We start from the raw sequence: 21,672 nt of genomic DNA, 5'->3' as shown, positions 1-21,672 counted from the left end.
GATTCCACGAACCTCAGACTTTATTTTGCGAAAGAGGGCACTAATTCTGTGAAAGACGGCAGGAATTCTGCGAACCACACCCGCCTAAAAGTGAAGTCTTACCATTCCCTTGGTTCATAATCCAGCTCTCTGAACAGCTGCGTGCGTTCTTTTTTAGAGAGGTCACGCCATTGGCCGACTGGCAGATTATTCAGATGAATATTCATGATGCGCGTGCGCTGCAGGCGGTATACTTCATAGCCGAGCGCTTCACACATGCGGCGGATCTGTCGGTTAAGGCCTTGTGTAAGGGTGATTTGAAACTCAAATTTGGAGAGTTCAACAACCTTACAAGGCTTTGTTTTTGTGCCTAAAATCTTGACGCCTTCAGACATCTGCTTCACAAATTCCGGTGTAATCGGTTTGTCCACTGAGACGACGTATTCTTTTTCGTGCTCGTTTTCCGGACGGAGAATCTCATTGATGATATCCCCGTCATTCGTAAGAAGAATCAGACCTTCAGACTCTTTATCAAGACGGCCAACATGTGAAATGCGCAGTGGATGGTTCACAAGGTCAATAATGTTTCCTTTCACTCCTTTTTCAGACGTGCAGGTGATGCCCACCGGCTTGTTCAGCGCGATGTAGACATTGTTGCGGGCAAGGCGGATCGTTTGACCGTTGACCATGACTTCGTCGCCTGGCTCCACCTGGGCGCCAATTTTGGCGGTTTTGCCGTTGATCTTCACTTTTCCTTCTTCCACAAGGCGGTCCGCAGCGCGGCGTGATGCCTTTCCTGATTCACTGATAAATTTATTAATACGCAAGCTGATCACTTCCTGTACAGTTTATTTCACAAAAACAGCGGTAGAAATCCATTCCCTCATCTTAACTTTTCTTTTATCATACGGCAACATACGGGCGCGAATAAAGGGATTCTTTTTAAATGGGAGTTCGATATAATGAAATGAACAGACTGTTTGAGAGGATTTGACGGATGAAAAAATGGTGGATAATAGGTGCTTTCCTGCTTGCCGGCTGTTCGCAATCGAAGCAGTCAGATTCAGCGCAAACAGAGCTGACCATATCAGCGGCTGCGAGTCTGCAGAATGCACTGGAAGAGATTCAATCAGATTTTGAAAATGATAATCCGGATATTAGGATTCAATTTAATATTGGCAGCTCGGGATCTTTAAGTCAGCAAATTTCTCAGGGGGCTCCGGTTGATCTGTTTTTCTCAGCAGCTGAGGAACCGTTTGACCGTTTAGCGGAAGAGGGGCTGGTTTCTTCTGAGGTAGACCTTCTTGGGAACTCTTTAGTGCTGATCACGCCTGATGAGCAGGGTGTTAACGTATTAGAGGACATACCGGAAACGGAGCGCATTTCAATAGGGACGCCAGAATCAGTTCCGGCCGGGCAATATGCAAAAGAGGCATTGGAAGCGGTGGGCTTATGGGAAATGGTTGAGGAAAAAGTGGTATACGCAAAAGATGTGCGACAAGTACTTACATATGTAGAAACGGGAAATGTGGATGCCGGGATCGTGTATCAGACAGATGCGATGAGCTCGGAGGATGTAACGGTAGTGCAGGAGTTGGATGCTGGTCTTCATGGACCAATTGTCTATCCGCTCGGGATTGTAAAGGAGTCAGAGGCAGCCGAGTTGTTTTATAACTATTTGAAGAGTGAAGAAGCACTCGCAGTCTTTGAGAAATACGGATTTAAAGGGCTGACGCCATGATGACAGCACAATTCTGGGAGCCGCTGCGCTTATCTTTAGAGGTGGCTGTTGTTGCAAGTATGGTAGTCATCATCACCGGTATTTTGGCCGGCAGATGGATGGCTGGGCGTTCCTTCAGAGGAAAGGCATTAGTTGAAACGATTTTTCTATTACCGCTCGTTCTGCCGCCAACCGTCGTCGGATTTTTGCTGATCGTCTGGTTTGGGCGAAATGGCTGGGCGGGACAGGCGATTGAATGGCTCTTTAATCAGCCGGTCATTTTCACCTGGTGGGCGGCTGTCATTGCAGCGATCGTCGTTGCTTTTCCTTTAATGTATCAGTCCGCTAAAACGGGTTTTGAGTCAATTGATGACGATATTGAAGATGCCGCCAGAGTGGATGGAGCAGGTGAATTCCGCGTCTTTCTATCAGTCTCTACACCACTCGCAATCAAGGCGATTATCTCAGGCGGCATCCTGAGCTTTGCCCGCGCACTCGGAGAATTCGGCGCTACACTCATGTTTGCCGGCAACATCCCCGGCGTCACCCAGACAGCCCCACTCGCCATCTACGTCGCCATGGATTCCGGCAACATGCAGCTCGCCTGGATGTGGGTAGCCAGTATGATCGGGATTTCGTTTTTGATGCTGATGCTGGTTTACAGAGCACGGGTTTAGGGGGACGGAGCGGGTGTTCCTTTTTGTAAGCTCTGTCCCTTTGTTATTTGGATAAGAAGGAATTTCCATTTTAAAGCCGAATCCTATACGTAAGAGAAGGGATCGGTGATAAAAATGAAACGATTTTATTTCGTGTTAAGCATCGTGGCAGCAGTTGGGCTGGTTTTTACCGGAGGCTTTGCAGTGGCAAAAACGATGTACGATAAACCTGTCCGTGAGGTGCTGGTTGGTTATTCTCATGAGGAAAGAAAAGATGAGATGGTCATCAAGCATTCATTTACGGATCGTGAGGATTTGAATACGGTTGATAACCTCCAACAAATTATGATGTTTAGTGAAGTACGGGAAGCACCTTCTAATCTTGGAGAGCGTGATGTTATGATTACTGTGCGCAATCCACAGCACCATGTATCTCTCACGACCACTTCAGTCTGGTTCGAAGGAGATGGTGCCTGGCTTGGATTTGATGATAAATACAGGTGGATCAGCCAAGAAGATGCGGCTTGGTTAAAGAAGGCCATTCTTTTTGAAGAATAGGGGGGACGGAGCTGGTGTTCCTTTTTGTGAGCTCTGCCCCTCAGTCACCATTTTCTCCGCCTCTCATAAGATATAGAGGGGTGACACGATGCCTAGAATTCAATATAAAGATTCTGATGTTGACTTGATGGCAAGGATGATGAGGGCGGAGGCAGAGGGTGAAGGGCCACAGGGGATGCTGTACGTGGGAAATGTGATTGTCAATCGCGTAAGGGTGGATTGTCTCGATTTCAGGGATGTCCGGAATGTGCATGATGTCATTTTCCAAATACAAGGTAACAATTACTCCTTCGAAGCGGTTCAAAAGGGAAACCTTTTTTATCACCGTGCGAGGGAAAAGGAAAAGCAGCTTGCGAAAAAAGCGCTGGACTACTGGACCGACCATCCTGCAAGATTTGCGCTCTGGTACTTTAACCCGTATGGACCATGCCCTGCAACCTGGTATAACCAGCCATTTACAGGGCAGTTTAAAAATCACTGTTTTTATGAGCCGATCGGTGGCACGTGTGACAGTGTGTATTAGGGGACGGAGCGCCTGTTTCTTTTTTGAACAGGCACTCCGTCCCCCTGTTATTTAATTTACCTTGTAATACGATGTACATAGTGTTACGATTTAAAAAAGATAAATAATGGAACAGGTGGTGTATAAATGGATAAGGAAATCATGAAGGGCAGCATTGATATTTTGCTTTTATCGCTGGTGAGCAGGCAGGATATGTATGGCTATGAAATGGTGAAGTCGCTTAAAGAGAGCAGCGAGGACCTTTATAAAATGGGTGAGGGAACGCTGTATCCGGCTTTGAAACGGCTTGAGAAAAAAGGATGGATGGAATCTTATTGGCATGAAGTGGACTCAGGTCCCCGCAGGAAGTATTACAGAATCACGCTGAAGGGGCAGGAGGAGCTAGAGCGGAAGCACGGGGAATGGGATAAGGTAACAAATTTGATCAAACAGGTAAGGGGTGAGTTGCGTGGATCAGAGGCTTGAGGAATATGTGTGGGAGATAACTGATGAGCTAAATTGTTCATTGGAGGAGAAGGAAGACATTAGTGAGGAGATGCTCGGACATTTGCTTTTATTGAAGGAAGATTTTTTAGAGGAAGGTTGTTCTGAGGAAGAAGCTGCTGAAAAGGCAATTCACACCTTCGGCTATGAAAAAGAACTGAGGGATGGTCTTCAAAGTGTGATGTCGCCTTTTTATAAACCATTTCGATTGTTGATGTGGGGCGCCTTTACTTTATACAGTTTTATTGTCTTAGCGAATTTGCTCGTGATTCGAATGATTGAAAAGATTGCCTATGGAGAAACAGCAAGATACTATTTCAGTGTGCCGGAAAATGGTGAATCTTTTTGGAGCGCTGAGGTCTGGCAGCATAATATGAATCTGACGCCGTTTCGCAATATTACGATGTATCTTAGCGGTTCAGAGTATTTTAATCCAAATATTATTTTACATAATACCCTTGGTAATATCTTAATCTTTCTTCCGCTCGGATTATTTTTGCCAATTCTTTTTAAGAAATGCCGTAACTGGTGGAAAATGCTTTTGATTGGTACGGGATTGTCACTACTGATCGAACTGACACAGTTTTTTACCATGACCGGTCAGTTTGATATTGATGATGTGATATTGAATGGAGCAGGTACGCTGGTTGGGTATCTATTAGTCAAGGTGCTGTTAAAAGTGTCAGAGGTAGTTGTTGTAAGAGAGAAGAAGCAAAGGGTGTCGGATGTATAACACAAGGGGACGGAGCGGGTGTGCAAAAAAGGCACACCCGCTCCGTCCCCCTGTTATTATCTTCTCACTCTGACAACCTGTCCCCCGCTTAAACGCAGCAGTTCTTCAGAAGGTATTTTAATAAGCGACTGCGCTGTGCCGCCTCCTGTATAGACGACAGGAGTTTCCATGACTTTAGGGTCAATCAGAAAGGTTGCTTCAAAGCCAAAGGATGGCACGCCGCCAGCCGGGAATCCGGATTTATCGATGATTTCGTGTTCGTTTGCGAGGCGTGGGCGTGGAATGTTTAAGGCTTTGCTTACTCTGCTTGTGCTTGCGCGATCTTCTCCTTTGACAATGGCGACAATCAGTTCGTCGTCCTCACTGATCATACAAATATTTTTCACAAGCTGTTCAGTGCTGGCTTGAACAGCTTGTGCGGCTTCTTCAACGGAGTGGGTGGATTCCTTGAGTTGAAGAAGTTCAGCACTGGATTGATTTTCTTTGATAAATGCCAGTAATGCTGACATATAATCTCCTCCCTTACTGACTTTGTTCGACTTCACTCATCAAAGCATGCGTATTTCCTTCCGTATCATGAAAAAAGGACATCCAGGTTTCTGTTGTGCCCATTTTAGCGATCAGATGGGGGTCACTGATAAAAGTGATACCTCGCTTCTGATGAGTGCTGCTCGCTTCATGAATATCATTTACATTAAAGTAAACGACTGATCCGGGATGGTCAAACGTTTCGTTTTCCGGCAATGTCAGCATCAGCCGAATGCCGCCGGTTTCAAAAAACGCCATTGAATCTGTTTGGAAAAGCAGGTTCAAATTTAGTTTGTTCTTATAAAAATCGACTGCTCTTTCAATATCTTTTACGGGTATGCCGATTTGTCCAATATTTTGTATCATGTTTACATGTCTCGATTCCTTAATTATTGTTTTTCCAAACTGGACAGTTGAGGGGAGTCCAGTGACCTCAACTGCAGGTTTGTATCTGAGTGTTGATTCCATTCCTTTTTGTATGTCGGAAGGGTATAAACACACTCTTTTCATTTCTTTTTCTGAAATATGAATCACTGCATCCGTGAGGCGCTCATTTTCTTTCAGGACATTAATTTTCCATACGTCTCCGGATTGACGGATCATTTTTGCCAGTAATAGTCGACCGTCAATCGTTTGGATCATTATGATTTGATTCAGCATGTCAACTCGCCCCTGTCCATATTTATCATCCGCCTTGCCTGCTGATTACTTCCCCTGTTGAGTTTACGCCTTGTACGATTTTATCCTCACCAGTTTGTATATAATAGCGGAGACCGTTTTTTTCTATGATTTTTGCCTCTCTAAAGGTAGAGTCATCATGGGATTTTGTCTGAACAGCCGTGATATTGGCGTCATGGATTTCACCATATGAAACATAAAAATTTTCCAGCATATCCCCCGCGTCATCACGCAGTCGAAATGGCTCAATATAGACAGTCATCGCGTCGTTATTGTAGTGAGTCCACCCGTTTGACCCAACACTTTCCCACCCCTCGTCGTCATTACCTGTGAAATAGGCGATTCCTGTTACATCAGTATCAATATTGGGAAATACTGATGGGTCAGCAGTAGTGGTATACATGACAATGCTGACGTCATTGTGCTGTTCGACATGAACAACATCATTTACCGTATAAGGAATCCCTTTCTCAATCGCTTCCTCGAAGTGGTCAAACTTTCCGATTTCCAGATCAAATAAGGCAAAAAGAAAAAAACTGAGCGCTATGATCGTAATAAAAGATAGAGGGACAAGAATTTTTTTCATTATTTTTCCTCACGATCTTTCATGTCATTATTCTATATATTCTCCTCCCAGGAAGGTTTTCCTTCTTTTTGGAAGAATAATAGATAGAGGACATCTTTAGGAGGAGCAGCTGTGAATATTAAGTTTTGGACGATGTGTATGATTGAAAAGGATGATAAGGTGCTAATGATTGACCGTCAGCACGGTGATTTTAGAGGGTTTATTCCACCGGGTGGCAAGGTTGATTTCCCGGAGAGCTTTTCGGATAGTGCGATTCGGGAAGTCAAAGAGGAAACCGGCCTTGCGATCAACAGCCTGATTTATAAAGGATTATATGAATATGTGAATCCGCACAAACAGGATCGTTACATGATTTTTCATTATTTGACGGATGATTTTGAAGGGGAGCTGCTGGCGCAACCGCCGGAGGGTGAACTTGTATGGGTGGATAAAAAGGAGCTCCATGCGATTCCTATGCAGGATTCAGTGCGCCGCCGGATCCCGTACTTCTTTCAGGACGGCACCTTTGAAATTCATGTGGAGTGGGATGGCATCAAGGACGGTGAACGCGAGGTCCGCATCCGCGAATTATAAAGTTTTTTCTGAGGAGCAACTCTTTTGACTTCCGAACAGTTCTGTTATACGGTTAATCCCGACCAAATGAATCTGAATAAATTACTTTAGAGAAAAGTGATTTTTATACAGAACTGAAAAAGGAGGGATTGGCATGAAGAGGTTGTGGCAAGGTTATCTTAAGACCTCGCTCATTTTGAAAATCACAGTTGCGCTCGTGCTTGGTGTGTTGACTGGACTTGTTTTCGGTGAAGGTGCTTCGGTATTAACACCGCTTGGGGATCTTCTGTTAAACCTGTTAAACTTTCTGATTTTGCCATTAATTTTATTTACATTAATTGTAGGAGTAAACCAGACGCAGCTCAGCTCACTTGGACGTATGGGCGGGAAAACGTTTCTATATTACACGGCGACTTCTGCGTTTGCGATCATCGTCGGTCTGACCGTTGCGACGATTTTCTCGCCTGGAACAGGGCTCTCTTTACCAAATGAAACATTTGAAGCACCTGAAAACCCTGGCGTGATTAGCGTTCTTTTAAATATTGTGCCCTCTAATATCGTGACAGCTTTTTCAGAGTACAATCTATTGGGCATTATTTTTACAGCGATTGTGTTCGGAATCGCGATTTCTTACCTGCGCTCATCCTCTGAGCATCGGGCGCTCGGGGAGCAGGTATATAATGTGGCGAATGGCCTGAACGAAGCCACACTTACGATCATGAAAGGCATTTTGCAGTATGTACCGATCGGTGTTTTTGCGATTGTGGCGAATACAGTAGGGAGCCAAGGGCTGAATACGCTTCTTGAGCTTGGAAATGTGGTAGCCGTATTGTATGTGGGGATCGCGGTTCAAATCGTGATTTATATTCTGCTGATGCTGGCGTTTAAGATCAGTCCAAAAGCTTTTTTCTCGCAGGCGCGTACACCGATGCTGACTGCTTTTGTAACGCAAAGCAGTTCAGGAACACTTCCACTTACACTAAATGCGGCTAAAAACCTGGGTGTTTCTAAAAGCCTGTACGGCTTCAGTCTGCCGCTTGGTGCCACCATTAACATGGATGGCGCAGCGATTCGTATCGCGGTATCCGCTGTTTTTGCAGCAAACGTTGTAGGCCAACCGCTTGGCCTGACTGAGATGCTGATGGTTGTGCTCGTTGGAACACTTGCATCGATCGGAACCGCGGGGGTGCCTGGAGCAGGAATTGTCATGATCGCGACAGTCTTTGCCCAGCTCGGACTCCCGATGGAAGCTGTTGCATTGCTAACAGCGATTGACGCACTCGTCGGAATGGGTGCAACGATGCTAAACATCACGGGTGACCTCGTTGGGACAAAAATCATTGACCAGACAGAAAAGAAAAAAGGCACTCAGGCTGCCTGATTCATCTTCACCACAGTTCATAGAGCTGTGGTTTTTTCATGGAATGAAGCCTGAAACTACGTCAAAAACTCACTCATTTGATGGTTAAATGAGTGAGTTTATCTGAAAACGGGGGACGGAGCGGGTGTTCAAAAATGCCAGGTGTGTCCCTTTTGAAAAAAATGGAACAAGGGGACAGAGAGACTGAAAAGACACAGGCGCTCCGTCCCCCCGTTTTATTATTTCTTTGCAGGTGCGCCGAATTTGCCTTCCTGGAAGTCGCGGTAGGCCTGCTTGATTTCTTCCATATTGCTCATCACAAAAGGACCTTGTGCAATGTATTCCTCTTTTAGCGGAACACCTGAGTACAGCAGGAGACGTGCACGGCTTTTCGCACGAATAACGAGCTCACTTTCTGCTTCTGTTCCGTCTTCTTCATAAGTGAGTGTTGCCACATCTGTTTTGGCAAGTGCAACGCGTTCTTCGCCGGCTTCGATTTCTCCAGCTATCATATATAAAAAGGCATTATGATTTTCAGGGATGACGTGTTTATATTCGGCCCCTGCTTTTAAATGAATCTCAGTCATGGTGATTGGTACCATACTTTTCATTGGACCGGTAACGCCTGCGATATCGCCTGAATAGACGCGCACGCTGCCACCTTCAAATGTGACGACAGGTGCGTCCTCGACATACACATTTTGATAAGAGGTTGTGGTCGTTCTCAGCTCATGCGGCAGGTTAAGCCAGAGCTGAAACGTGTGAATCAGGTCATCATCGACCGCTTCCTCGCCGTGACGTGCTGCCCATCCTGCATTCATATACTGAACATCACCGGCATCAAGCACTGAGTGTCCCCCGTGATTATCAATATGTTCGAGACGTCCATCAACCACATAGGTAATCGTCTGGAAGCCACGATGCGGGTGATCCGAAAAAGTACCGCGTTTAAACCAGTCATCCGCCATCAAAATGAACGGATCAAATTCCTCCTTGCGATCAGGGGGTAAAATCCAGCCCTGCTGCACGTGAGGATAGCCGTAATGATTATATTGGACACGCCAGTGATCCTTAACCGAACGTTTGAAACGATCTGCCATGATATCAACAACTCCTCTAAATGGTTTCTACTTCTAGTGTCTCATATACCCCTGATCTTTATAAGTAGGCACAATAATGTGGTATAGTATCAAAAAAGATACCGTACAAGGGGGTGATACGATGAAAAAGCCTGTAAATCCAAACCAGTGCCAGGTCGTCACAGCACTGGATATGATCGTGGGCAAATGGAAGCCCATTATCCTGCAGCACCTGATGGCTGAAGAAACACTGAGATTTAACGAGCTGAGAAGAAGAATTCCTGACATCACACAACGTATGCTCACCATGCACCTGCGTGAGCTCGAAGAAAACGACATCATCCACCGGGAAGTTTACCCGCAGGTGCCGCCAAAAGTCGAATACTCCATGACAGAATACGGCAAAACGCTCGAGCCGATTCTTCACGCGATGCATGAGTGGGGAACCGCGCATTTGGAGCGAATGAAGAAATAGGGGACGGAGCGGGTGTTCTTTTTTGCAAAAAAGAACACCCGCTCCGTCCCCTAAAAAATAATTAACTTTTCAAAATCTTTCAAAGAGACTATAATTTGTTAAAACGACTGTAGGAGAACCGCCATGATTTCAGCGATGAATGATGTGATACAAATTATGACTGCACTGGATCAGCATTTGCTGGTGTCGATTTCAGACCGGGATTGCCGGATTGTGTATGTGAATGAGCGTTTTTGTGACATATCGAAATATCACAAGGATGAGATCATTGGGCAGACTCATGATTTTTTGAGACGGACGCCACCGAGTGAGGAGTTAAGGGCGTCTGTGTGGGAGAAGGTTTCAGCAGGTATAGCCTGGGAAGGTGAACTTGAGCTTGTCGCGAAGGACAAGACTGTTTATTGGGTTCACGCGACTGTCGTTCCTTTCATGGGAGAGGATGGTCTGCCGGAGCGTTACATTACATTCAGGACGGATATCACAAAGCGGAAGTTAAAAGAGGATGAACTGCTGATCACCCAACGTCATCTGAGCCGGACTTTGCAGGAGTTAAACACAGTGAAAGATGCCATTGCAGACTCTTCTTTTATTGTCGTGTTTAATGAAGCAGGAAAAGTACAATTAGTCAGTGATCTGGTCTGCGAATTATCATATTTTGAACGCGAGGAGTTAGTAGGTTCAACTTATCGTCTGCTAGACTTCACCCATCACCGCCGTTCTTCGATTGAATCGATCCTTTCTGCATTGAAAAATGGAGAGGTATGGAGAGGCGAACTTAAGCATAAAGACAAATTCGGCAATGAATTCTGGATTCACGGGACCATTATTCCGTGTAAAAATGAAGCCGGAACATGCTACCGTTATGTCGCCATTGGAAACAACATTACAGAGCTGAAGCATTCTGAAGGACTTTTAATCAGAAGTGAAAAGCTTTCTGCCCTCGGCGAGCTTGCGGCGGGTATTGCCCATGAAATCAGAAATCCTTTGACAACCTTAAAGGGGTTTACGTCGCTGCTGCTTGAAAATGAAAAAGAAGCGGAGAAGAAGCTCTATATTCATTTATTAAAAGAGGAGATTAACCGGATTGATCAGACTGTGAATGAACTGATGTCACTTGCAAAGCCGAAGCCGCTGACGTTAAAGAAAACGAATCTGTTTGAGCTGATGCAGCAGGTGTGTCTGTTTTTACAGCCTGAATTGCTGCTGCATGCCATTGAGATTGAGTGGAAGGAAACGGCAGCTGTGGTGACGGACTGTGAGGAGAATCAGATTAAGCAAGTGCTGATTAATGTCATGAAAAATGCAATTGAGGCAATGGGTAACGGCGGTAAAATCTATCTGTCCCTCTATCAGGAGGAGGATCAGATTTTTATCCATGTGGAGGATGAGGGACCTGGTATTCCAGAAGAACATTTGAGGATGCTTGGAAACCCGTTTTACACGACAAAAACAAAAGGAAATGGTCTTGGTCTTTTGATGTGCAATAACATTATGAAAAATCATTTTGGCCGTTTTGAGATTAAGAATAGAGAGGAAGGGGGCACCGTTGTTACGCTGATGCTCCCTTACCGGCCATAACAAAGAGCGGGAAATCCTGCTCTTTTACTATTCTTCGATATACAATTCTCCGGCTCCGACGATGATAGAAGGACCGCCGATTTTCACCTGAGTGATCTGCTTAGCATCTGTTTGGACTTCAATTTCAATGAAGCTTGGGCGCCCCATTTCAAGCCCCTGCTCGCTGATAATCATATAATGCTGGTCACCGGCTGGCTGAACCAGGCCGTTCTTTACGAGATAAGCACCAAGTGGACCGCTTGCGCCTCCCGTAGCCGGATCCTCTGCAATCCCCATCGCAGGGGCAAACATTCTGCTGTGAACATGGGAGGTCGCATGCTCTGTTTCAGTTGAAAAAGCAAAAATATGCTGTGTCTCATCGTTTAGGCTAAAGTGTTGCTCCCACACATCCATACGGAACTGGATTTTTTTCATGGCGTCCAGTGACCGGACGGGAATAAAGAGAAAAGGTACACCGGATGACACAGTCTGAACGGGTAAATCCTCACTGAGATCTTCCTGTGAGAGGGAAAGCAGTTCTGCTGCAAGCTTACGATCATCAAAGACTGAACCAAACTGAGGAACTGGCTGCTGCATCTGAACCGATGTAATCGTGCCGTCTTTTTGCGTGACGGTCACGGGAATGTCTCCGACACCTTCTTCGAGCACCCAGCTGTTTTCGCCTTCTTTTACATCAATCAGCCCTTTATCAGCTAACAAAAAGGCAGTGCCAATCGTGGGGTGACCAGCCATCGGCAGCTCCATCTGAGGAGTGAAAATACGAAGTCTTTTATGATTGGCTTCGTTTGAAGGAGGCTGGACAAACACCGTTTCTGATAAATTCAGTTCTCTGGCAATTTGCTGCATCCGTTCATCCCCAAGCGGCAGCTCTTCATAAAAAACAGCGAGCTGATTACCTCCAAATGGCGTTGTGGTAAAGACATCAAGTAAAGAGTAGGACAATGTTTTCAACCGGTTTCATCCTTTCCTTAAGCTGTTTTTCGTTCTGTTTGGGAAGTGGCAGGTGTTTCTTTCACAACAGATAAATAAATCACCATCAGTATGATTAGGGCAGCTCCTCCGATTTGAAATAAACCGAAGGTCAGTTGTAGCCACAACACGGAAGTGACAATCGCTGCAAGCGGCTCTACACTGCCAAGAAGACTCGTTTCCTGCGGTTTTAAAAAGCGCAGGCTTTCAAGGTAAAACCAAAAAGCAAGCATCGTGCCAAAGACAATCACAAATCCGAGTGAAACTAGTGTAGCGCCGGTCCAGCCTGTCGTATTAATCACCCACGGGGGATGGATCAAAGCCATCGTTGCACCGCCGATCAGCATACCCCAGCCAATGACGTTGAGCGACCCCCATTTAGCCAGAAGGTTTCCGGCATAGAGGGTGTAAAAGGCAAGAGCCACTCCGGACAGCACGCCCCAAATGATCGCACCAGCCGGAACGGATAATGTCTGAATAGAGCCGTTTGTCAGCAGCAGATACGTACCTGACAATGCCAGCAGCACGCCGATCAGATCGCGGACTGTAAACCGGCTGATGCGTCTGATAATCAGGTAGGCGAGAATGAACACCGGGGCAAGATACTGGAGCAGTGTCGCAACTGCAGCATTTCCGAGATCAATTGATGCCATGTACGTATACTGCACGCCGAGCATCCCGAGTATACTGAAGGTCACCAGTTGAAAAACAGCGGGCCTGTCCTTCCAGATCCGGATGACGTTCGCTTTATTTTTCATTGTCATGGCAATTATCAGCAGCAGCGCACCGGCTATCAGCAGACGCACTGAAACGAGCCATTCAACCGGAATCTGCTCCGTTTCAAACAGCCTTTTAGCCACTGTTCCGCCGACACCCCAAAACGTAGCACCGAGCGTCACCAAAAGGATACCGATCCATCTATCAGCATTGTTCATTCTCTATCACCTCCTGTTATGCGTATGTTAGGTCATATTCTTTTTGCGTGAACTGATCAGGCTCCCCGTCGAAAACGACCTGTCCATCCTTTAAAGCGATAATCCTGTCTGCATACTGCCTGGCGAGCTGCACATCATGGACATTGATGATCGTCAAAAGCCCAAGAGAAGCATGCATACGCGTGATCAGCTGGAAAATCTGATCAGCTGTTCCGGGATCAAGACTTGCGACGGGCTCATCACCAAGCAGAACAGAAGGATCTTGCATGAGTGCCCGTGCAATACCGACCCGCTGCTTTTGGCCACCGGAGAGCTTTTCCACTTTACGCTTCTCAAAATCTAATAAACCGACTTCCTTCAATATGCCACGTGCCTGACTAATTTCCTGCTTTGAAAAAACACCTGTCAGATTCTTTAACGAAGAACGGTAGCCAAAAGATCCGGTCAGCACATTTTGCATCACGGAAAGTCTGGGGATCAGATTGAAGTGCTGAAAAATCATACCGGAAGAACGGCGAACCTCCCTGAGCTCAGCTCCTGAAAGATCAGATAGTGATTTTTCGTTTACCAGCACTTTTCCTGATGTCGGCTGCTGCAGACCATTCAGGCAGCGGATCAGGGTTGATTTGCCGGCACCGCTTTTACCAAGCACACAGACGAACTCGCCTTTAGAAAAAGACAGCGTTACATCAGACAGGGCTAGGGCTTCTGTATTTGGGTAGTGGACTGAAAGCTGGTGTGTCTGAATCATACAGGGCCTCCTAAATAACCCGATTTCGAATATAGCTCGTCAGAAAATCAATGGCGATCACCATGACCATGATGATGAGAACATCCAGTGCGACTGAGCTGTATTGAAAGGTTTTAAAATCGTTGAATAATCGCTGTCCAATCCCACCGCCCCCGATAAAGCCGAGAACAAGAGAAGTACGGATCGCCACTTCGAAGCGGTAAAAAAATTGAGATAACACATTGGGCCAGATCTGCGGCAGGATGCTGAAAAAATGCGCCGTCCATGTCCCGGCACCGACTGCACGCATCGCTTCCTGAGGACCAGGGTCTGCCGCCTCAATTAATTCTGAGATCAGTTTTCCAAGCACCCCGATATTATGGATCATAATCGCTATAACAGCCGGAAATGGTCCGAGACCAAGCATCGTCAGTAATATCAGACCGATTACAATTTCAGGAACGGAGCGGATAAAACTTAAGATCACGCGCCAAATGTGAAAAAAGCCTGTCGGCGCTGTGTTTTTTGCGGCCAGAAAACTGATGGGCAGGGAGATCAAAAGCGCAAGGAAGCTCCCGAGAAATGCCATTGCCAATGTTTCGCCTGCATCCTCAAGCATGAGAGGCAGCTTGGAGAAATCCATCGGAAACCATTGCCCTAGAAAATCGACCATATTGCGAAAATCACGGAATTTGGCTAAATCAAATTCCGTGATACGCATACTGATGATCACTAAAACGGTTAAAACAGCTACATATACAATATGTCTCTTTTTAAACCACAAGGTGATCAGCTCTATTCATTTAAAATGCCCTGCTTTTCAGCGGCATCCAGGATACTGTTATAGTCTTCAGGTGTAGCTTCCGTAAATCCTGATGCACCGAATGCGTCGAGGATTTCAGGATCTTCAATCGCCAGAAAAGCATCCTGAAGCGTCTTGATGGTTTCTTCATCCGTGCCTGCTGTTACAGCCCAAGGATACTGGAATAACGGCTCCGATTCCCAAATGATTTTCAACTGGGATTCATCAATTTTACCGGATTCAATGAGTTGATTATAAATGGCGCTATCGATTGCGCCGGCCGTTACCTGCTTATTTTGCACAGCAAGCGCAGTTGCATCGTGTGAGCCTGTAAATCGGACTGTATTAAAATCATAGTCGTCCTCCGACTCATAAACGCCGCGATCCTGCAACTCAATAGAAGGAATCAGAGAACCGGAAGTCGAGTTCGGATCACCAAATGCAAAATCAACTGCAGCCGGATCACTTAACAGGTCATCAATCGTTTCAAATGATTCGTCAGTGTGGGTAATGATATAGGAATGATAAAACGGTTCGCCGTCCACAAGCTGTGTGATGATCGCTTTTGCATCACTGCGCTCCTGGGCAATGACATACGTCAAAGGTCCAAGATACGCCATATCGATCTGGTCATAATTCATCGCTTCAACGACGCCGTTGTAATCAGGATATACATCAATTTTTGTTTCTCTTCCAAGTTCTTCAGTAAGAATCTCCTGAAGCTTGTTCATTGCGCCTTCCATTTCACCCTCAGTCTGGGCCGGAATCACGCCAATCGTAAAGGCTTCCTCATCGGAGCTTCGTTGGTCGCTGTCCTCGCTGTCCTCAGCATTCCCGCACGCAGCAAGAATTAAGGCTGTCGAAAGCGCAGCCGCCGTCAAAAAACGTTTTTTCATAAATCGTTCCTCATTTCAAATGAATTTTCTAACATGAATAATTTTATGCTTATTGATGAGGTGTGTAAAGTGGGGATGAGTGTAGAGGTAGACTTCAGGGACAGACCCCCCAACTCTAAAGTGATAGTCCAAATGGCACAATCCTGCGAAAGGGTGTTGATATTTTGCGAACGTCGTCTATCATTCTGCGAACCAGCCTAAATATATTGCGAACCAGCACCGATATTCTGCGAACAACGACGGAAATCTTTCGAACCTCCACACGTCTCCATATAAAAAAACCGGCTATTCACTTCTGAATAGCCGGCCCCGTGATGCCTGCATAGATGCTGATCAAAACGAGTAGGACAAACATGACTGTCATCCAGAAATCTGTCCGTCCAATCGTGACCCGTTTATAAAATGTCCGATCACTGTCGCCGGTAAATCCCCGTGCTTCCATTGCAAAGGCGGTTCGCTCCGCTTTTCTCACAGCGCCGGCAAGCATCGGAATCAGCACGTGACGCATCGCGAGTATCCCTTTAACAGGGGACTTCGGTTTTACAATACCCCTCAACTGCTGCGCCTGCTGGATCTGAACAAATTCATCTTTTAAGACGGGAAGAAACTGATACCCGACCAAAATGCTGTAGGCGATCTTCGGCGAGAGCTTCAGTTGCTGCATCAAACTCAGAATGAAGTCAACCGGTTTTGTCGTAAAAACAAATAGTAATGACAAACTGGAGAAGGCGAGCACCCGGAAGCTCAATGATAAAGCCGTGCCGATCGGATCAGCGTTGTCATTGCCAAATACGAGTGTCGTCCAGAAATAACCGATGGCACCGAGTAAAAACGGCAGCATCATCAGCCCCCAGATCTTCCATGATACTTTTGCAAATGCGAGCTGAAACAGCACAACACCAAAAAAGAATACGAGCGGCGTCCATGGATTGAAGAAAAACGCCATCGTGATCATCGAAATCGTGATGATCACAAACTTAACAGAAGGATTCATGCGGTGAAGCCACTGCCGCATAACGCTCACCTCCCGCTGGTGGCAGTAAACGGTGTTCGCATAAAAGCTTTTCATCCTGCCAAACCTTCTCCGGCGTAAAAATGCCAGTCAGCTGTCCTTCTCGCAAAAGTAAAACCTGATCTGCTACGCGCGCAGCAAAATTCATATCATGCGTGACAATCAGGAAAGTCACGCCTTCACTTGCCTGCTCAACCAGCAATGATTCAAGCTCCTGCAAGGCTGCCGCGTCCTGTCCGGCAGTCGGTTCATCCATGACAATCACCGGTCGTCCGTCACATAGCATGGCACCAATGGCTACGCGCCGCTTCTGACCGTGACTGACAGCGAAAGGATGAGCATCCGCCACTTCGTTTAAATATAAGCGTTCAAGCATTTGATCCACATTTGAACCTCCACCGAAGGCAAGCTCCTCACGAACACTTTTTGTTAAAAACAGAAATTCGGGAGACTGCGGCACGTAGCCTATTCTGTCAGGCTTCACACTGCCGCCGGTAGATTTTAAGCCGCACAGCGCTTTTAAAAGCGTAGACTTACCACTGCCGTTCGGTCCCGCAAGCACCCCGATTGAGCCCTCTTTCAATGAGAACGACACAGGTGAGAGGATAGGGGAGACGGCGAGCTCATGAACCTCTAAACTCACGGCCGCCTCACTGCTCACCTGCCGAAGCACTTGAGGGCGCTCCTGCTTCGGCGCTTCCATCTGCCATTCACGATCAAAAAATCCATCCCATAATGCGACCTGATGATCGATCGCCACCACAGTAAGATCCCGTGACGCATGAAGTTTGTTAAGCCAAGCCACAAATTCCTTAGCTGTCACCGGATCCAGATGTGTGAGCGGTTCATCCAACAGTAGAATATCAGGCTCCATGATCCAGGCACAGGCAGTCGCTACCCGCTGCTTCTGTCCGCCTGATAAGGTTTGAATCACAGCGTGTCTGAAGTCACTCAACCCGGTTTCCTCAAGGACGGCTGTGATCCGCTGATCCATTTCACCAGCCGGAACCTTTGCATTTTCCAGCGTAAACGTAAGCTCTTCCTCCACAGTCGGCATACAAAACTGACTGTCGGGATCCTGAAAAACAGTCGCAATCCGTTTATTGATTTCACCGGGTTCATATTCCGAGGCGTCACGCCCAAACAGCGTCACGCTGCCCGAAAGAATCCCGTCACAATTAGCGGGATAAAGCCGGTTCAGCAAATACAATAACGACGATTTACCACAGCCGCTTGGCCCGGTAATCACAACCTTTTCACCTTGTTTCACGTGAAAATCCAGACGACTAAACAAAGGCTTTTCCGATTCAGGAAACTGAAACGAAACATTTTGTAAATCAATCACATCAGGCATGCGCATCACGTTTTGTAATCGCATAACCACGCAAAGAACCTGTCGCAAGCAATGCATCTACTAAATACTTACCGCCAATACCTGCAATAATCGCACCGCTCATCACACGAATCACAAACATGAGCAGTACATACTCAGGTGCCAACGCTGCAAAACCGCCAAGCAGATAGCCATAGACGAAGCTGAACACAGCCGCGCCTGCGCCAGCCATCATATAAATCGCCAGGTTAAATTGTCGATAACGTGTTGCGGCAAACACTGCTTCTGCCCCGAGTCCCTGGATGACACCGGCTAAAATAAGACGAGGTCCAACCGCATTTCCGAGCATCACTTCAATGGCAGCAGCCATCGTCTCAGGAATTACCGCTGCACCCGGCTTTCGAATAATCGCCATCACAATAATCGAGACAATAAACCATATCCCGAAAATCCATTCATAGGCGATTGGCCCAATCACTGCTGACCATACGTTTCCAAGGTGTAAAAACATCAGATAAATAATTCCGAATACAACAGCAAATAGCGACATCAATACGACTTCTTTCAATTTCCACGACTTTAACATTAACTCAGCCCTTATGCGACGGACTGTTAATACTCATCGAAACCGTCATGACCAGGTGACGGTGTTCATCCGAACGCGCCTTTCCAAACGTCTCTTCATAAAAGGTAAACACATCGTGAATATCACCGTGGATACCGCTCGCGTAATGCATTGAATCATTAAACACGCCGCGTTCTTTTGCACGGTCTACCTCTTTATAAATCACACTCATATAATCCGGATTATTCATCGGATAAAGCGCAAACTGAGAAGACACATACTGCTTCGTCTCATCATGATTTTTCACAGCAGGATCAACGTCCATATACACATCACCCGCTGTATCCCCGGGACAACCCGCCGAAAAAGTGGCATTCATCGCCACGTGAGCCCCCGTTTTAGCAGCATGAAGCGTAATCGCTTTGATGACATTGAATACGTGCTGCTCCTGTCCGCGAATCACAGTCGACACATCATCTGTATGACGCCACACAGCCGACAAATCGGTCGCCTCAAGCGCTCCTTTAATCACTGAAATAAAATCTCCTGTCATCGGATGCAGTGAAAACCGGCACCCGACAATCTTACTCGTTCCACATTCCATTTAAACTTCCTCCTATATGAGCATTCGCATAAAAAAAGACCACATCCGTGAAAGATGTAGTCACTGCTCCTGCTGTATATGAAGAGAAGTCACTACACTTCCTCACGCAGGTATTATCCTGATCGAGTCATAAGGGATCGGAGCCATTGCTCTCATCTCAGCTACATAAGCACCCCCAGTGCAGATAACGGTATGAACTTTTTCTATGCACGACCACTATATCACCAACTATTAACAAGCGCAACATTAAAAAGTAGAATGCTATATTAATAATATTGCTTTAAATGTAAATTTATTAAAAATTATTTTGGTTAATTTTATGCAGAAAGGGTACTAGTATGGGAAATGGAGGGTGATTTGATGCAAATGACATTAAAACATGTTCAGGAACAACTATCTGATAACGATCGTATACTTGCCCATATCAGATGTTCCCTGGATACCTATATTTACAGCCGGGTGGCAAGACCGGGCATTCTCGCAGTAACGGAAAAGGAAGTCATTTTTGTAGCAGACGCAGTAGGAGGATATGATCTAATCGAGCGCTACACCCATGAAAAAATTGAGCGCGCGGCACTGAAAAAGTGGATATTCAGTCCATATATCTACATGAAACTGAACGGAGGAGCAAAAAAATTTAAACACCTCATGGACAAAAATGGTCACGAGCTGGTGGAAATCATTAACCAAAAATGAATCATATCAATAGTGTTCCTTTGCAGGATAGTTTAAATCGAAACTTTTATTCTGCTGCGATTTTTAAAATTGATAGACGTGTACAATGATTTTAAAAATAATTAGCCCCTGCCCCCCGAAGCTAGACAAAGTAAAGAATAGGATGGTCCCGTTCCGGCGCGGTTTATCCATTTAATACTCAAAAAAAGAACTCGTACAAGACCTCGAGTTCTTTTTCACGGCTGAAAAATCAACACACCTACAACCGCAACCACGAAACTGAACACCACTGAAAAAAACCAGTTTCGCCCCTGCATCGTATTAAACAGCACATTAAATAAAGCACTAATGCAAAAGGTGACAAAAAACACGAACAAAATCAAAATAAAAGTCATCATCTTTCATGCAACTCCTATTCACGTGCTTATTACCAATAGTATATCACCGCAGACTTTATTTAATCGCTATCGATGTTCCCTCATGCGTTCAGTCAGGGACACTGATTTATTTTGCATCAGGCTGTATCAGGTTTTCGTCTCCAAGAACGTCCTTCACATAATCCTTCCCCCAGGCATACATCGCTTCCAGGATCGGCATCAATGATTCACCGTGTTTTGTTAAAGAATATTCTACTTTTGGTGGAACTACCGCATACACTTCACGATGCACGATTCCATGTTGTTCAAGTTCGCGTAGTTGGTTAACGAGCATTCTCGGTGTAATCCCGGGAATCAGCTCTTTTAACTCACTAAACCGTTTCGTTCCTTCTTTCCCCAAATGCCACAATATCAGCATCTTCCATTTACCACCAATAATCGCAAGTGTTAATTCCTTTTCACAGTTAAATGAACGTGTTTCAAAATGTGGCATGTGCTCTCCTCCGGCCCAGTATGATCCATTAGTATACTTTTAGACACTATATCACATAAGATTGCGTACTTTCAATTTGGTAACAACGCTTGTATACTTGCCCACATGCTGTATTAAGACAGCATCATACAATCATTTTAAAAGGAGCGGGTTATCGATGAAGTTACAATTAGCATTAGATCTTGTAGACATTCCTGGCGCAATTGAAGTGGTGAAGGAAGTAGAGGACTATATTGATGTCGTCGAAATCGGTACACCTGTTGTCATTAATGAAGGGCTTAAGGCCGTAAAAGAAGTCAAAGCGGCATTTCCAAATCTGACTGTTTTGGCTGACCTTAAAATTATGGATGCAGCAGGCTATGAAGTCAGTCAGGCTTCAGAAGCCGGAGCGGATATCATCACGATTTTAGGCGCGGCAGAGGACGAGTCGATCAGAGGTGCTGTTGAGGAAGCGAAAAAGCAGGGCAAAGAAATACTGGTTGATATGATTGCTGTAAAAGATATTGAAACCCGTGCGAAGGAGCTGGACGCTCTTGGCGTAGACTACATCTGCGTACACACTGGCTACGACCTTCAGGCGGTTGGACAGGATTCCTTCAAGGATCTTGCGACAATCAAGCGCGTCGTGAAAAACACAAAGACAGCTGTAGCAGGCGGAATTAAGCTCGAGCAGCTGCCGGAAGTGATTGAACAACAGCCGGATCTCGTCATTGTTGGCGGCGGCATTACAGGACAGGATGATAAAAAGGCAACGGCCAAAGAAATGCAAAGGCTGATCAAAGGAGCATAAATG

The 21,672-nt window shown here is 45.9% G+C and carries 28 protein-coding genes and 1 riboswitch; of the genes, 12 read left to right on the top strand and 16 right to left on the bottom strand.

Going from position 1 to position 21,672, the window contains the following annotated elements; all coding sequences use genetic code 11:
- Positions 1 to 98: 98 nt before the first annotated feature.
- Positions 99 to 815 (bottom strand): 23S rRNA pseudouridine(2604) synthase RluF, encoded by a 717-nt coding sequence (gene rluF, locus E2491_RS06995; protein WP_208528044.1) that lies wholly within the window; start codon positions 813 to 815, stop codon positions 99 to 101.
- Between the two features lie 161 nt (positions 816 to 976).
- Here rluF and modA point away from each other — a divergent pair, with 161 nt between their 5' ends.
- The 6 genes from modA (at position 977) to E2491_RS06965 (ending at position 4,652) form a co-directional block, all read left to right on the top strand.
- Positions 977 to 1,720 (top strand): molybdate ABC transporter substrate-binding protein, encoded by a 744-nt coding sequence (gene modA / locus E2491_RS06990; protein ID WP_134374309.1) that lies wholly within the window; start codon positions 977 to 979, stop codon positions 1,718 to 1,720.
- Positions 1,720 to 2,376 (top strand): molybdate ABC transporter permease subunit, encoded by a 657-nt coding sequence (gene modB / locus E2491_RS06985; protein ID WP_134374395.1) that lies wholly within the window; start codon positions 1,720 to 1,722, stop codon positions 2,374 to 2,376. The genes modA and modB overlap by 1 nt, the downstream gene beginning before the upstream one ends.
- 114 nt (positions 2,377 to 2,490) lie before the next feature.
- Entirely contained in the window at positions 2,491 to 2,913 is a 423-nt protein-coding gene (locus tag E2491_RS06980; protein WP_134374307.1) for a hypothetical protein, read from the top strand.
- 88 nt (positions 2,914 to 3,001) lie between these two features.
- Positions 3,002 to 3,436 carry a cell wall hydrolase gene (locus E2491_RS06975; RefSeq protein WP_134374305.1) on the top strand — a complete coding sequence of 145 codons (435 nt, stop codon included), beginning with the start codon at positions 3,002 to 3,004 and terminating at the stop codon, positions 3,434 to 3,436.
- 126 nt (positions 3,437 to 3,562) lie between these two features.
- Entirely contained in the window at positions 3,563 to 3,901 is a 339-nt protein-coding gene (locus E2491_RS06970; protein ID WP_134374303.1) for a PadR family transcriptional regulator, read from the top strand.
- Positions 3,885 to 4,652 (top strand): VanZ family protein, encoded by a 768-nt coding sequence (locus tag E2491_RS06965; RefSeq protein WP_134374301.1) that lies wholly within the window; start codon positions 3,885 to 3,887, stop codon positions 4,650 to 4,652. Before E2491_RS06970 ends, E2491_RS06965 begins: the two co-directional genes overlap by 17 nt.
- A 56-nt stretch (positions 4,653 to 4,708) precedes the next feature.
- On the opposite strand, the gene E2491_RS06960 is transcribed toward E2491_RS06965, so the two are convergent.
- The 3 genes from E2491_RS06960 to E2491_RS06950 all read right to left on the bottom strand — a co-directional run bounded on the left by E2491_RS06960 (position 4,709) and on the right by E2491_RS06950 (position 6,444).
- Positions 4,709 to 5,161 carry an aminoacyl-tRNA deacylase gene (locus tag E2491_RS06960; protein ID WP_134374299.1) on the bottom strand — a complete coding sequence of 151 codons (453 nt, stop codon included), beginning with the start codon at positions 5,159 to 5,161 and terminating at the stop codon, positions 4,709 to 4,711.
- Positions 5,162 to 5,174: 13 nt separating this feature from the next.
- Positions 5,175 to 5,546 (bottom strand): VOC family protein, encoded by a 372-nt coding sequence (locus tag E2491_RS06955; RefSeq protein WP_134374393.1) that lies wholly within the window; start codon positions 5,544 to 5,546, stop codon positions 5,175 to 5,177.
- A gap of 319 nt (positions 5,547 to 5,865) precedes the next feature.
- Positions 5,866 to 6,444: a hypothetical protein gene (locus tag E2491_RS06950; protein ID WP_134374297.1), complete on the bottom strand. Its 579-nt coding sequence runs from the start codon at positions 6,442 to 6,444 to the stop codon at positions 5,866 to 5,868.
- A gap of 132 nt (positions 6,445 to 6,576) precedes the next feature.
- Here E2491_RS06950 and E2491_RS06945 point away from each other — a divergent pair, with 132 nt between their 5' ends.
- Together E2491_RS06945 and E2491_RS06940 are read left to right on the top strand one after the other, a co-directional pair.
- A complete protein-coding gene (locus tag E2491_RS06945; RefSeq protein WP_134374391.1) occupies positions 6,577 to 7,017 on the top strand; it encodes an 8-oxo-dGTP diphosphatase in 441 nt (146 codons plus the stop codon).
- A gap of 133 nt (positions 7,018 to 7,150) precedes the next feature.
- Positions 7,151 to 8,377: a dicarboxylate/amino acid:cation symporter gene (locus tag E2491_RS06940; RefSeq protein ID WP_134374295.1), complete on the top strand. Its 1,227-nt coding sequence runs from the start codon at positions 7,151 to 7,153 to the stop codon at positions 8,375 to 8,377.
- Positions 8,378 to 8,595: 218 nt separating this feature from the next.
- Here the strand turns inward: E2491_RS06940 and E2491_RS06935 are convergent, their stop codons facing one another.
- Positions 8,596 to 9,456: a pirin family protein gene (locus E2491_RS06935; RefSeq protein WP_134374293.1), complete on the bottom strand. Its 861-nt coding sequence runs from the start codon at positions 9,454 to 9,456 to the stop codon at positions 8,596 to 8,598.
- Positions 9,457 to 9,577: 121 nt separating this feature from the next.
- Here E2491_RS06935 and E2491_RS06930 point away from each other — a divergent pair, with 121 nt between their 5' ends.
- Together E2491_RS06930 and E2491_RS06925 are read left to right on the top strand one after the other, a co-directional pair.
- Positions 9,578 to 9,910: a winged helix-turn-helix transcriptional regulator gene (locus tag E2491_RS06930; RefSeq protein WP_134374291.1), complete on the top strand. Its 333-nt coding sequence runs from the start codon at positions 9,578 to 9,580 to the stop codon at positions 9,908 to 9,910.
- A 123-nt stretch (positions 9,911 to 10,033) separates the two neighbouring features.
- The gene (locus E2491_RS06925; protein WP_134374289.1) at positions 10,034 to 11,488 is read left to right on the top strand and encodes an ATP-binding protein; all 1,455 of its coding nucleotides are present in this window, start codon (positions 10,034 to 10,036) and stop codon (positions 11,486 to 11,488) included.
- A gap of 27 nt (positions 11,489 to 11,515) precedes the next feature.
- Here E2491_RS06925 and E2491_RS06920 read toward each other — a convergent pair whose 3' ends face one another.
- From E2491_RS06920 to E2491_RS06880, 9 genes are all read right to left on the bottom strand, one after another.
- The gene (locus E2491_RS06920; RefSeq protein WP_134374287.1) at positions 11,516 to 12,439 is read right to left on the bottom strand and encodes a PhzF family phenazine biosynthesis protein; all 924 of its coding nucleotides are present in this window, start codon (positions 12,437 to 12,439) and stop codon (positions 11,516 to 11,518) included.
- A 17-nt stretch (positions 12,440 to 12,456) separates the two neighbouring features.
- On the bottom strand, positions 12,457 to 13,392 hold the full coding sequence (locus E2491_RS06915; RefSeq protein ID WP_134374285.1) for an EamA family transporter: 936 nt from the start codon (positions 13,390 to 13,392) through the stop codon (positions 12,457 to 12,459).
- A 16-nt stretch (positions 13,393 to 13,408) separates the two neighbouring features.
- Positions 13,409 to 14,143 (bottom strand): phosphonate ABC transporter ATP-binding protein, encoded by a 735-nt coding sequence (phnC, locus tag E2491_RS06910; RefSeq protein WP_134374283.1) that lies wholly within the window; start codon positions 14,141 to 14,143, stop codon positions 13,409 to 13,411.
- Between the two features lie 10 nt (positions 14,144 to 14,153).
- Positions 14,154 to 14,906 carry a phosphonate ABC transporter, permease protein PhnE gene (gene phnE / locus E2491_RS06905; RefSeq protein WP_134374281.1) on the bottom strand — a complete coding sequence of 251 codons (753 nt, stop codon included), beginning with the start codon at positions 14,904 to 14,906 and terminating at the stop codon, positions 14,154 to 14,156.
- A gap of 11 nt (positions 14,907 to 14,917) precedes the next feature.
- The gene (phnD, locus tag E2491_RS06900; protein ID WP_134374279.1) at positions 14,918 to 15,820 is read right to left on the bottom strand and encodes a phosphate/phosphite/phosphonate ABC transporter substrate-binding protein; all 903 of its coding nucleotides are present in this window, start codon (positions 15,818 to 15,820) and stop codon (positions 14,918 to 14,920) included.
- A 289-nt stretch (positions 15,821 to 16,109) separates the two neighbouring features.
- Entirely contained in the window at positions 16,110 to 16,835 is a 726-nt protein-coding gene (locus E2491_RS06895; RefSeq protein ID WP_134374277.1) for an energy-coupling factor transporter transmembrane component T family protein, read from the bottom strand.
- Positions 16,798 to 18,210: an ABC transporter ATP-binding protein gene (locus tag E2491_RS06890; RefSeq protein ID WP_244093907.1), complete on the bottom strand. Its 1,413-nt coding sequence runs from the start codon at positions 18,208 to 18,210 to the stop codon at positions 16,798 to 16,800. Before E2491_RS06890 ends, E2491_RS06895 begins: the two co-directional genes overlap by 38 nt.
- Entirely contained in the window at positions 18,179 to 18,751 is a 573-nt protein-coding gene (locus E2491_RS06885) for an ECF transporter S component (protein ID WP_134374275.1), read from the bottom strand. Before E2491_RS06885 ends, E2491_RS06890 begins: the two co-directional genes overlap by 32 nt.
- Before the next feature lie 4 nt (positions 18,752 to 18,755).
- Positions 18,756 to 19,334 (bottom strand): YkoF family thiamine/hydroxymethylpyrimidine-binding protein, encoded by a 579-nt coding sequence (locus E2491_RS06880; protein ID WP_134374273.1) that lies wholly within the window; start codon positions 19,332 to 19,334, stop codon positions 18,756 to 18,758.
- An 82-nt stretch (positions 19,335 to 19,416) separates the two neighbouring features.
- Positions 19,417 to 19,521, bottom strand: a riboswitch (TPP riboswitch).
- 173 nt (positions 19,522 to 19,694) lie between these two features.
- Here E2491_RS06880 and E2491_RS06875 point away from each other — a divergent pair.
- The gene (locus E2491_RS06875) at positions 19,695 to 20,030 is read left to right on the top strand and encodes a PH domain-containing protein (protein ID WP_166805813.1); all 336 of its coding nucleotides are present in this window, start codon (positions 19,695 to 19,697) and stop codon (positions 20,028 to 20,030) included.
- Positions 20,031 to 20,245: 215 nt separating this feature from the next.
- Here the strand turns inward: E2491_RS06875 and E2491_RS17450 are convergent, their stop codons facing one another.
- Positions 20,246 to 20,407, bottom strand: coding sequence for a hypothetical protein (locus E2491_RS17450; protein ID WP_166805812.1), 162 nt, complete (start codon positions 20,405 to 20,407; stop codon positions 20,246 to 20,248).
- 106 nt (positions 20,408 to 20,513) lie between these two features.
- Positions 20,514 to 20,879: a transcriptional activator HxlR gene (gene hxlR, locus E2491_RS06870; RefSeq protein ID WP_134374269.1), complete on the bottom strand. Its 366-nt coding sequence runs from the start codon at positions 20,877 to 20,879 to the stop codon at positions 20,514 to 20,516.
- Between the two features lie 157 nt (positions 20,880 to 21,036).
- On the opposite strand from hxlR, the gene hxlA reads away from it, so the two are divergent.
- On the top strand, positions 21,037 to 21,669 hold the full coding sequence (hxlA, locus tag E2491_RS06865; RefSeq protein WP_134374267.1) for a 3-hexulose-6-phosphate synthase: 633 nt from the start codon (positions 21,037 to 21,039) through the stop codon (positions 21,667 to 21,669).
- Positions 21,670 to 21,672 lie beyond the last annotated feature (3 nt).

The sequence above is a fragment of the Jeotgalibacillus sp. R-1-5s-1 genome, assembly GCF_004405105.1.
GTDB lineage: Bacteria > Bacillota > Bacilli > Bacillales > Jeotgalibacillaceae > Jeotgalibacillus.
This window is presented reverse-complemented; position numbering and strand designations above follow the sequence as displayed.

Bases quoted from the DNA above. Each gene is read 5' to 3' on its own strand.
- modA (WP_134374309.1), top strand. From the start codon at position 977: ATGAAAAAATGGTGGATAATAGGTGCTTTCCTGCTTGCCGGCTGTTCG.
- modB (WP_134374395.1), top strand. From the start codon at position 1,720: ATGACAGCACAATTCTGGGAGCCGCTGCGCTTATCTTTAGAGGTGGCT.
- E2491_RS06980 (WP_134374307.1), top strand. From the start codon at position 2,491: ATGAAACGATTTTATTTCGTGTTAAGCATCGTGGCAGCAGTTGGGCTG.
- E2491_RS06975 (WP_134374305.1), top strand. From the start codon at position 3,002: ATGCCTAGAATTCAATATAAAGATTCTGATGTTGACTTGATGGCAAGG.
- E2491_RS06970 (WP_134374303.1), top strand. From the start codon at position 3,563: ATGGATAAGGAAATCATGAAGGGCAGCATTGATATTTTGCTTTTATCG.
- E2491_RS06960 (WP_134374299.1), bottom strand. From the start codon at position 5,161: ATGTCAGCATTACTGGCATTTATCAAAGAAAATCAATCCAGTGCTGAA.
- E2491_RS06955 (WP_134374393.1), bottom strand. From the start codon at position 5,546: ATGATACAAAATATTGGACAAATCGGCATACCCGTAAAAGATATTGAA.
- E2491_RS06950 (WP_134374297.1), bottom strand. From the start codon at position 6,444: ATGAAAAAAATTCTTGTCCCTCTATCTTTTATTACGATCATAGCGCTC.
- E2491_RS06945 (WP_134374391.1), top strand. From the start codon at position 6,577: ATGTGTATGATTGAAAAGGATGATAAGGTGCTAATGATTGACCGTCAG.
- E2491_RS06940 (WP_134374295.1), top strand. From the start codon at position 7,151: ATGAAGAGGTTGTGGCAAGGTTATCTTAAGACCTCGCTCATTTTGAAA.
- E2491_RS06935 (WP_134374293.1), bottom strand. From the start codon at position 9,456: ATGGCAGATCGTTTCAAACGTTCGGTTAAGGATCACTGGCGTGTCCAA.
- E2491_RS06930 (WP_134374291.1), top strand. From the start codon at position 9,578: ATGAAAAAGCCTGTAAATCCAAACCAGTGCCAGGTCGTCACAGCACTG.
- E2491_RS06925 (WP_134374289.1), top strand. From the start codon at position 10,034: ATGATTTCAGCGATGAATGATGTGATACAAATTATGACTGCACTGGAT.
- E2491_RS06915 (WP_134374285.1), bottom strand. From the start codon at position 13,392: ATGAACAATGCTGATAGATGGATCGGTATCCTTTTGGTGACGCTCGGT.
- phnC (WP_134374283.1), bottom strand. From the start codon at position 14,143: ATGATTCAGACACACCAGCTTTCAGTCCACTACCCAAATACAGAAGCC.
- phnD (WP_134374279.1), bottom strand. From the start codon at position 15,820: ATGAAAAAACGTTTTTTGACGGCGGCTGCGCTTTCGACAGCCTTAATT.
- E2491_RS06895 (WP_134374277.1), bottom strand. From the start codon at position 16,835: ATGCGGCAGTGGCTTCACCGCATGAATCCTTCTGTTAAGTTTGTGATC.
- E2491_RS06890 (WP_244093907.1), bottom strand. From the start codon at position 18,210: ATGCGATTACAAAACGTGATGCGCATGCCTGATGTGATTGATTTACAA.
- E2491_RS06885 (WP_134374275.1), bottom strand. From the start codon at position 18,751: ATGTTAAAGTCGTGGAAATTGAAAGAAGTCGTATTGATGTCGCTATTT.
- E2491_RS06880 (WP_134374273.1), bottom strand. From the start codon at position 19,334: ATGGAATGTGGAACGAGTAAGATTGTCGGGTGCCGGTTTTCACTGCAT.
- E2491_RS06875 (WP_166805813.1), top strand. From the start codon at position 19,695: ATGCAAATGACATTAAAACATGTTCAGGAACAACTATCTGATAACGAT.
- E2491_RS17450 (WP_166805812.1), bottom strand. From the start codon at position 20,407: ATGATGACTTTTATTTTGATTTTGTTCGTGTTTTTTGTCACCTTTTGC.
- hxlR (WP_134374269.1), bottom strand. From the start codon at position 20,879: ATGCCACATTTTGAAACACGTTCATTTAACTGTGAAAAGGAATTAACA.
- hxlA (WP_134374267.1), top strand. From the start codon at position 21,037: ATGAAGTTACAATTAGCATTAGATCTTGTAGACATTCCTGGCGCAATT.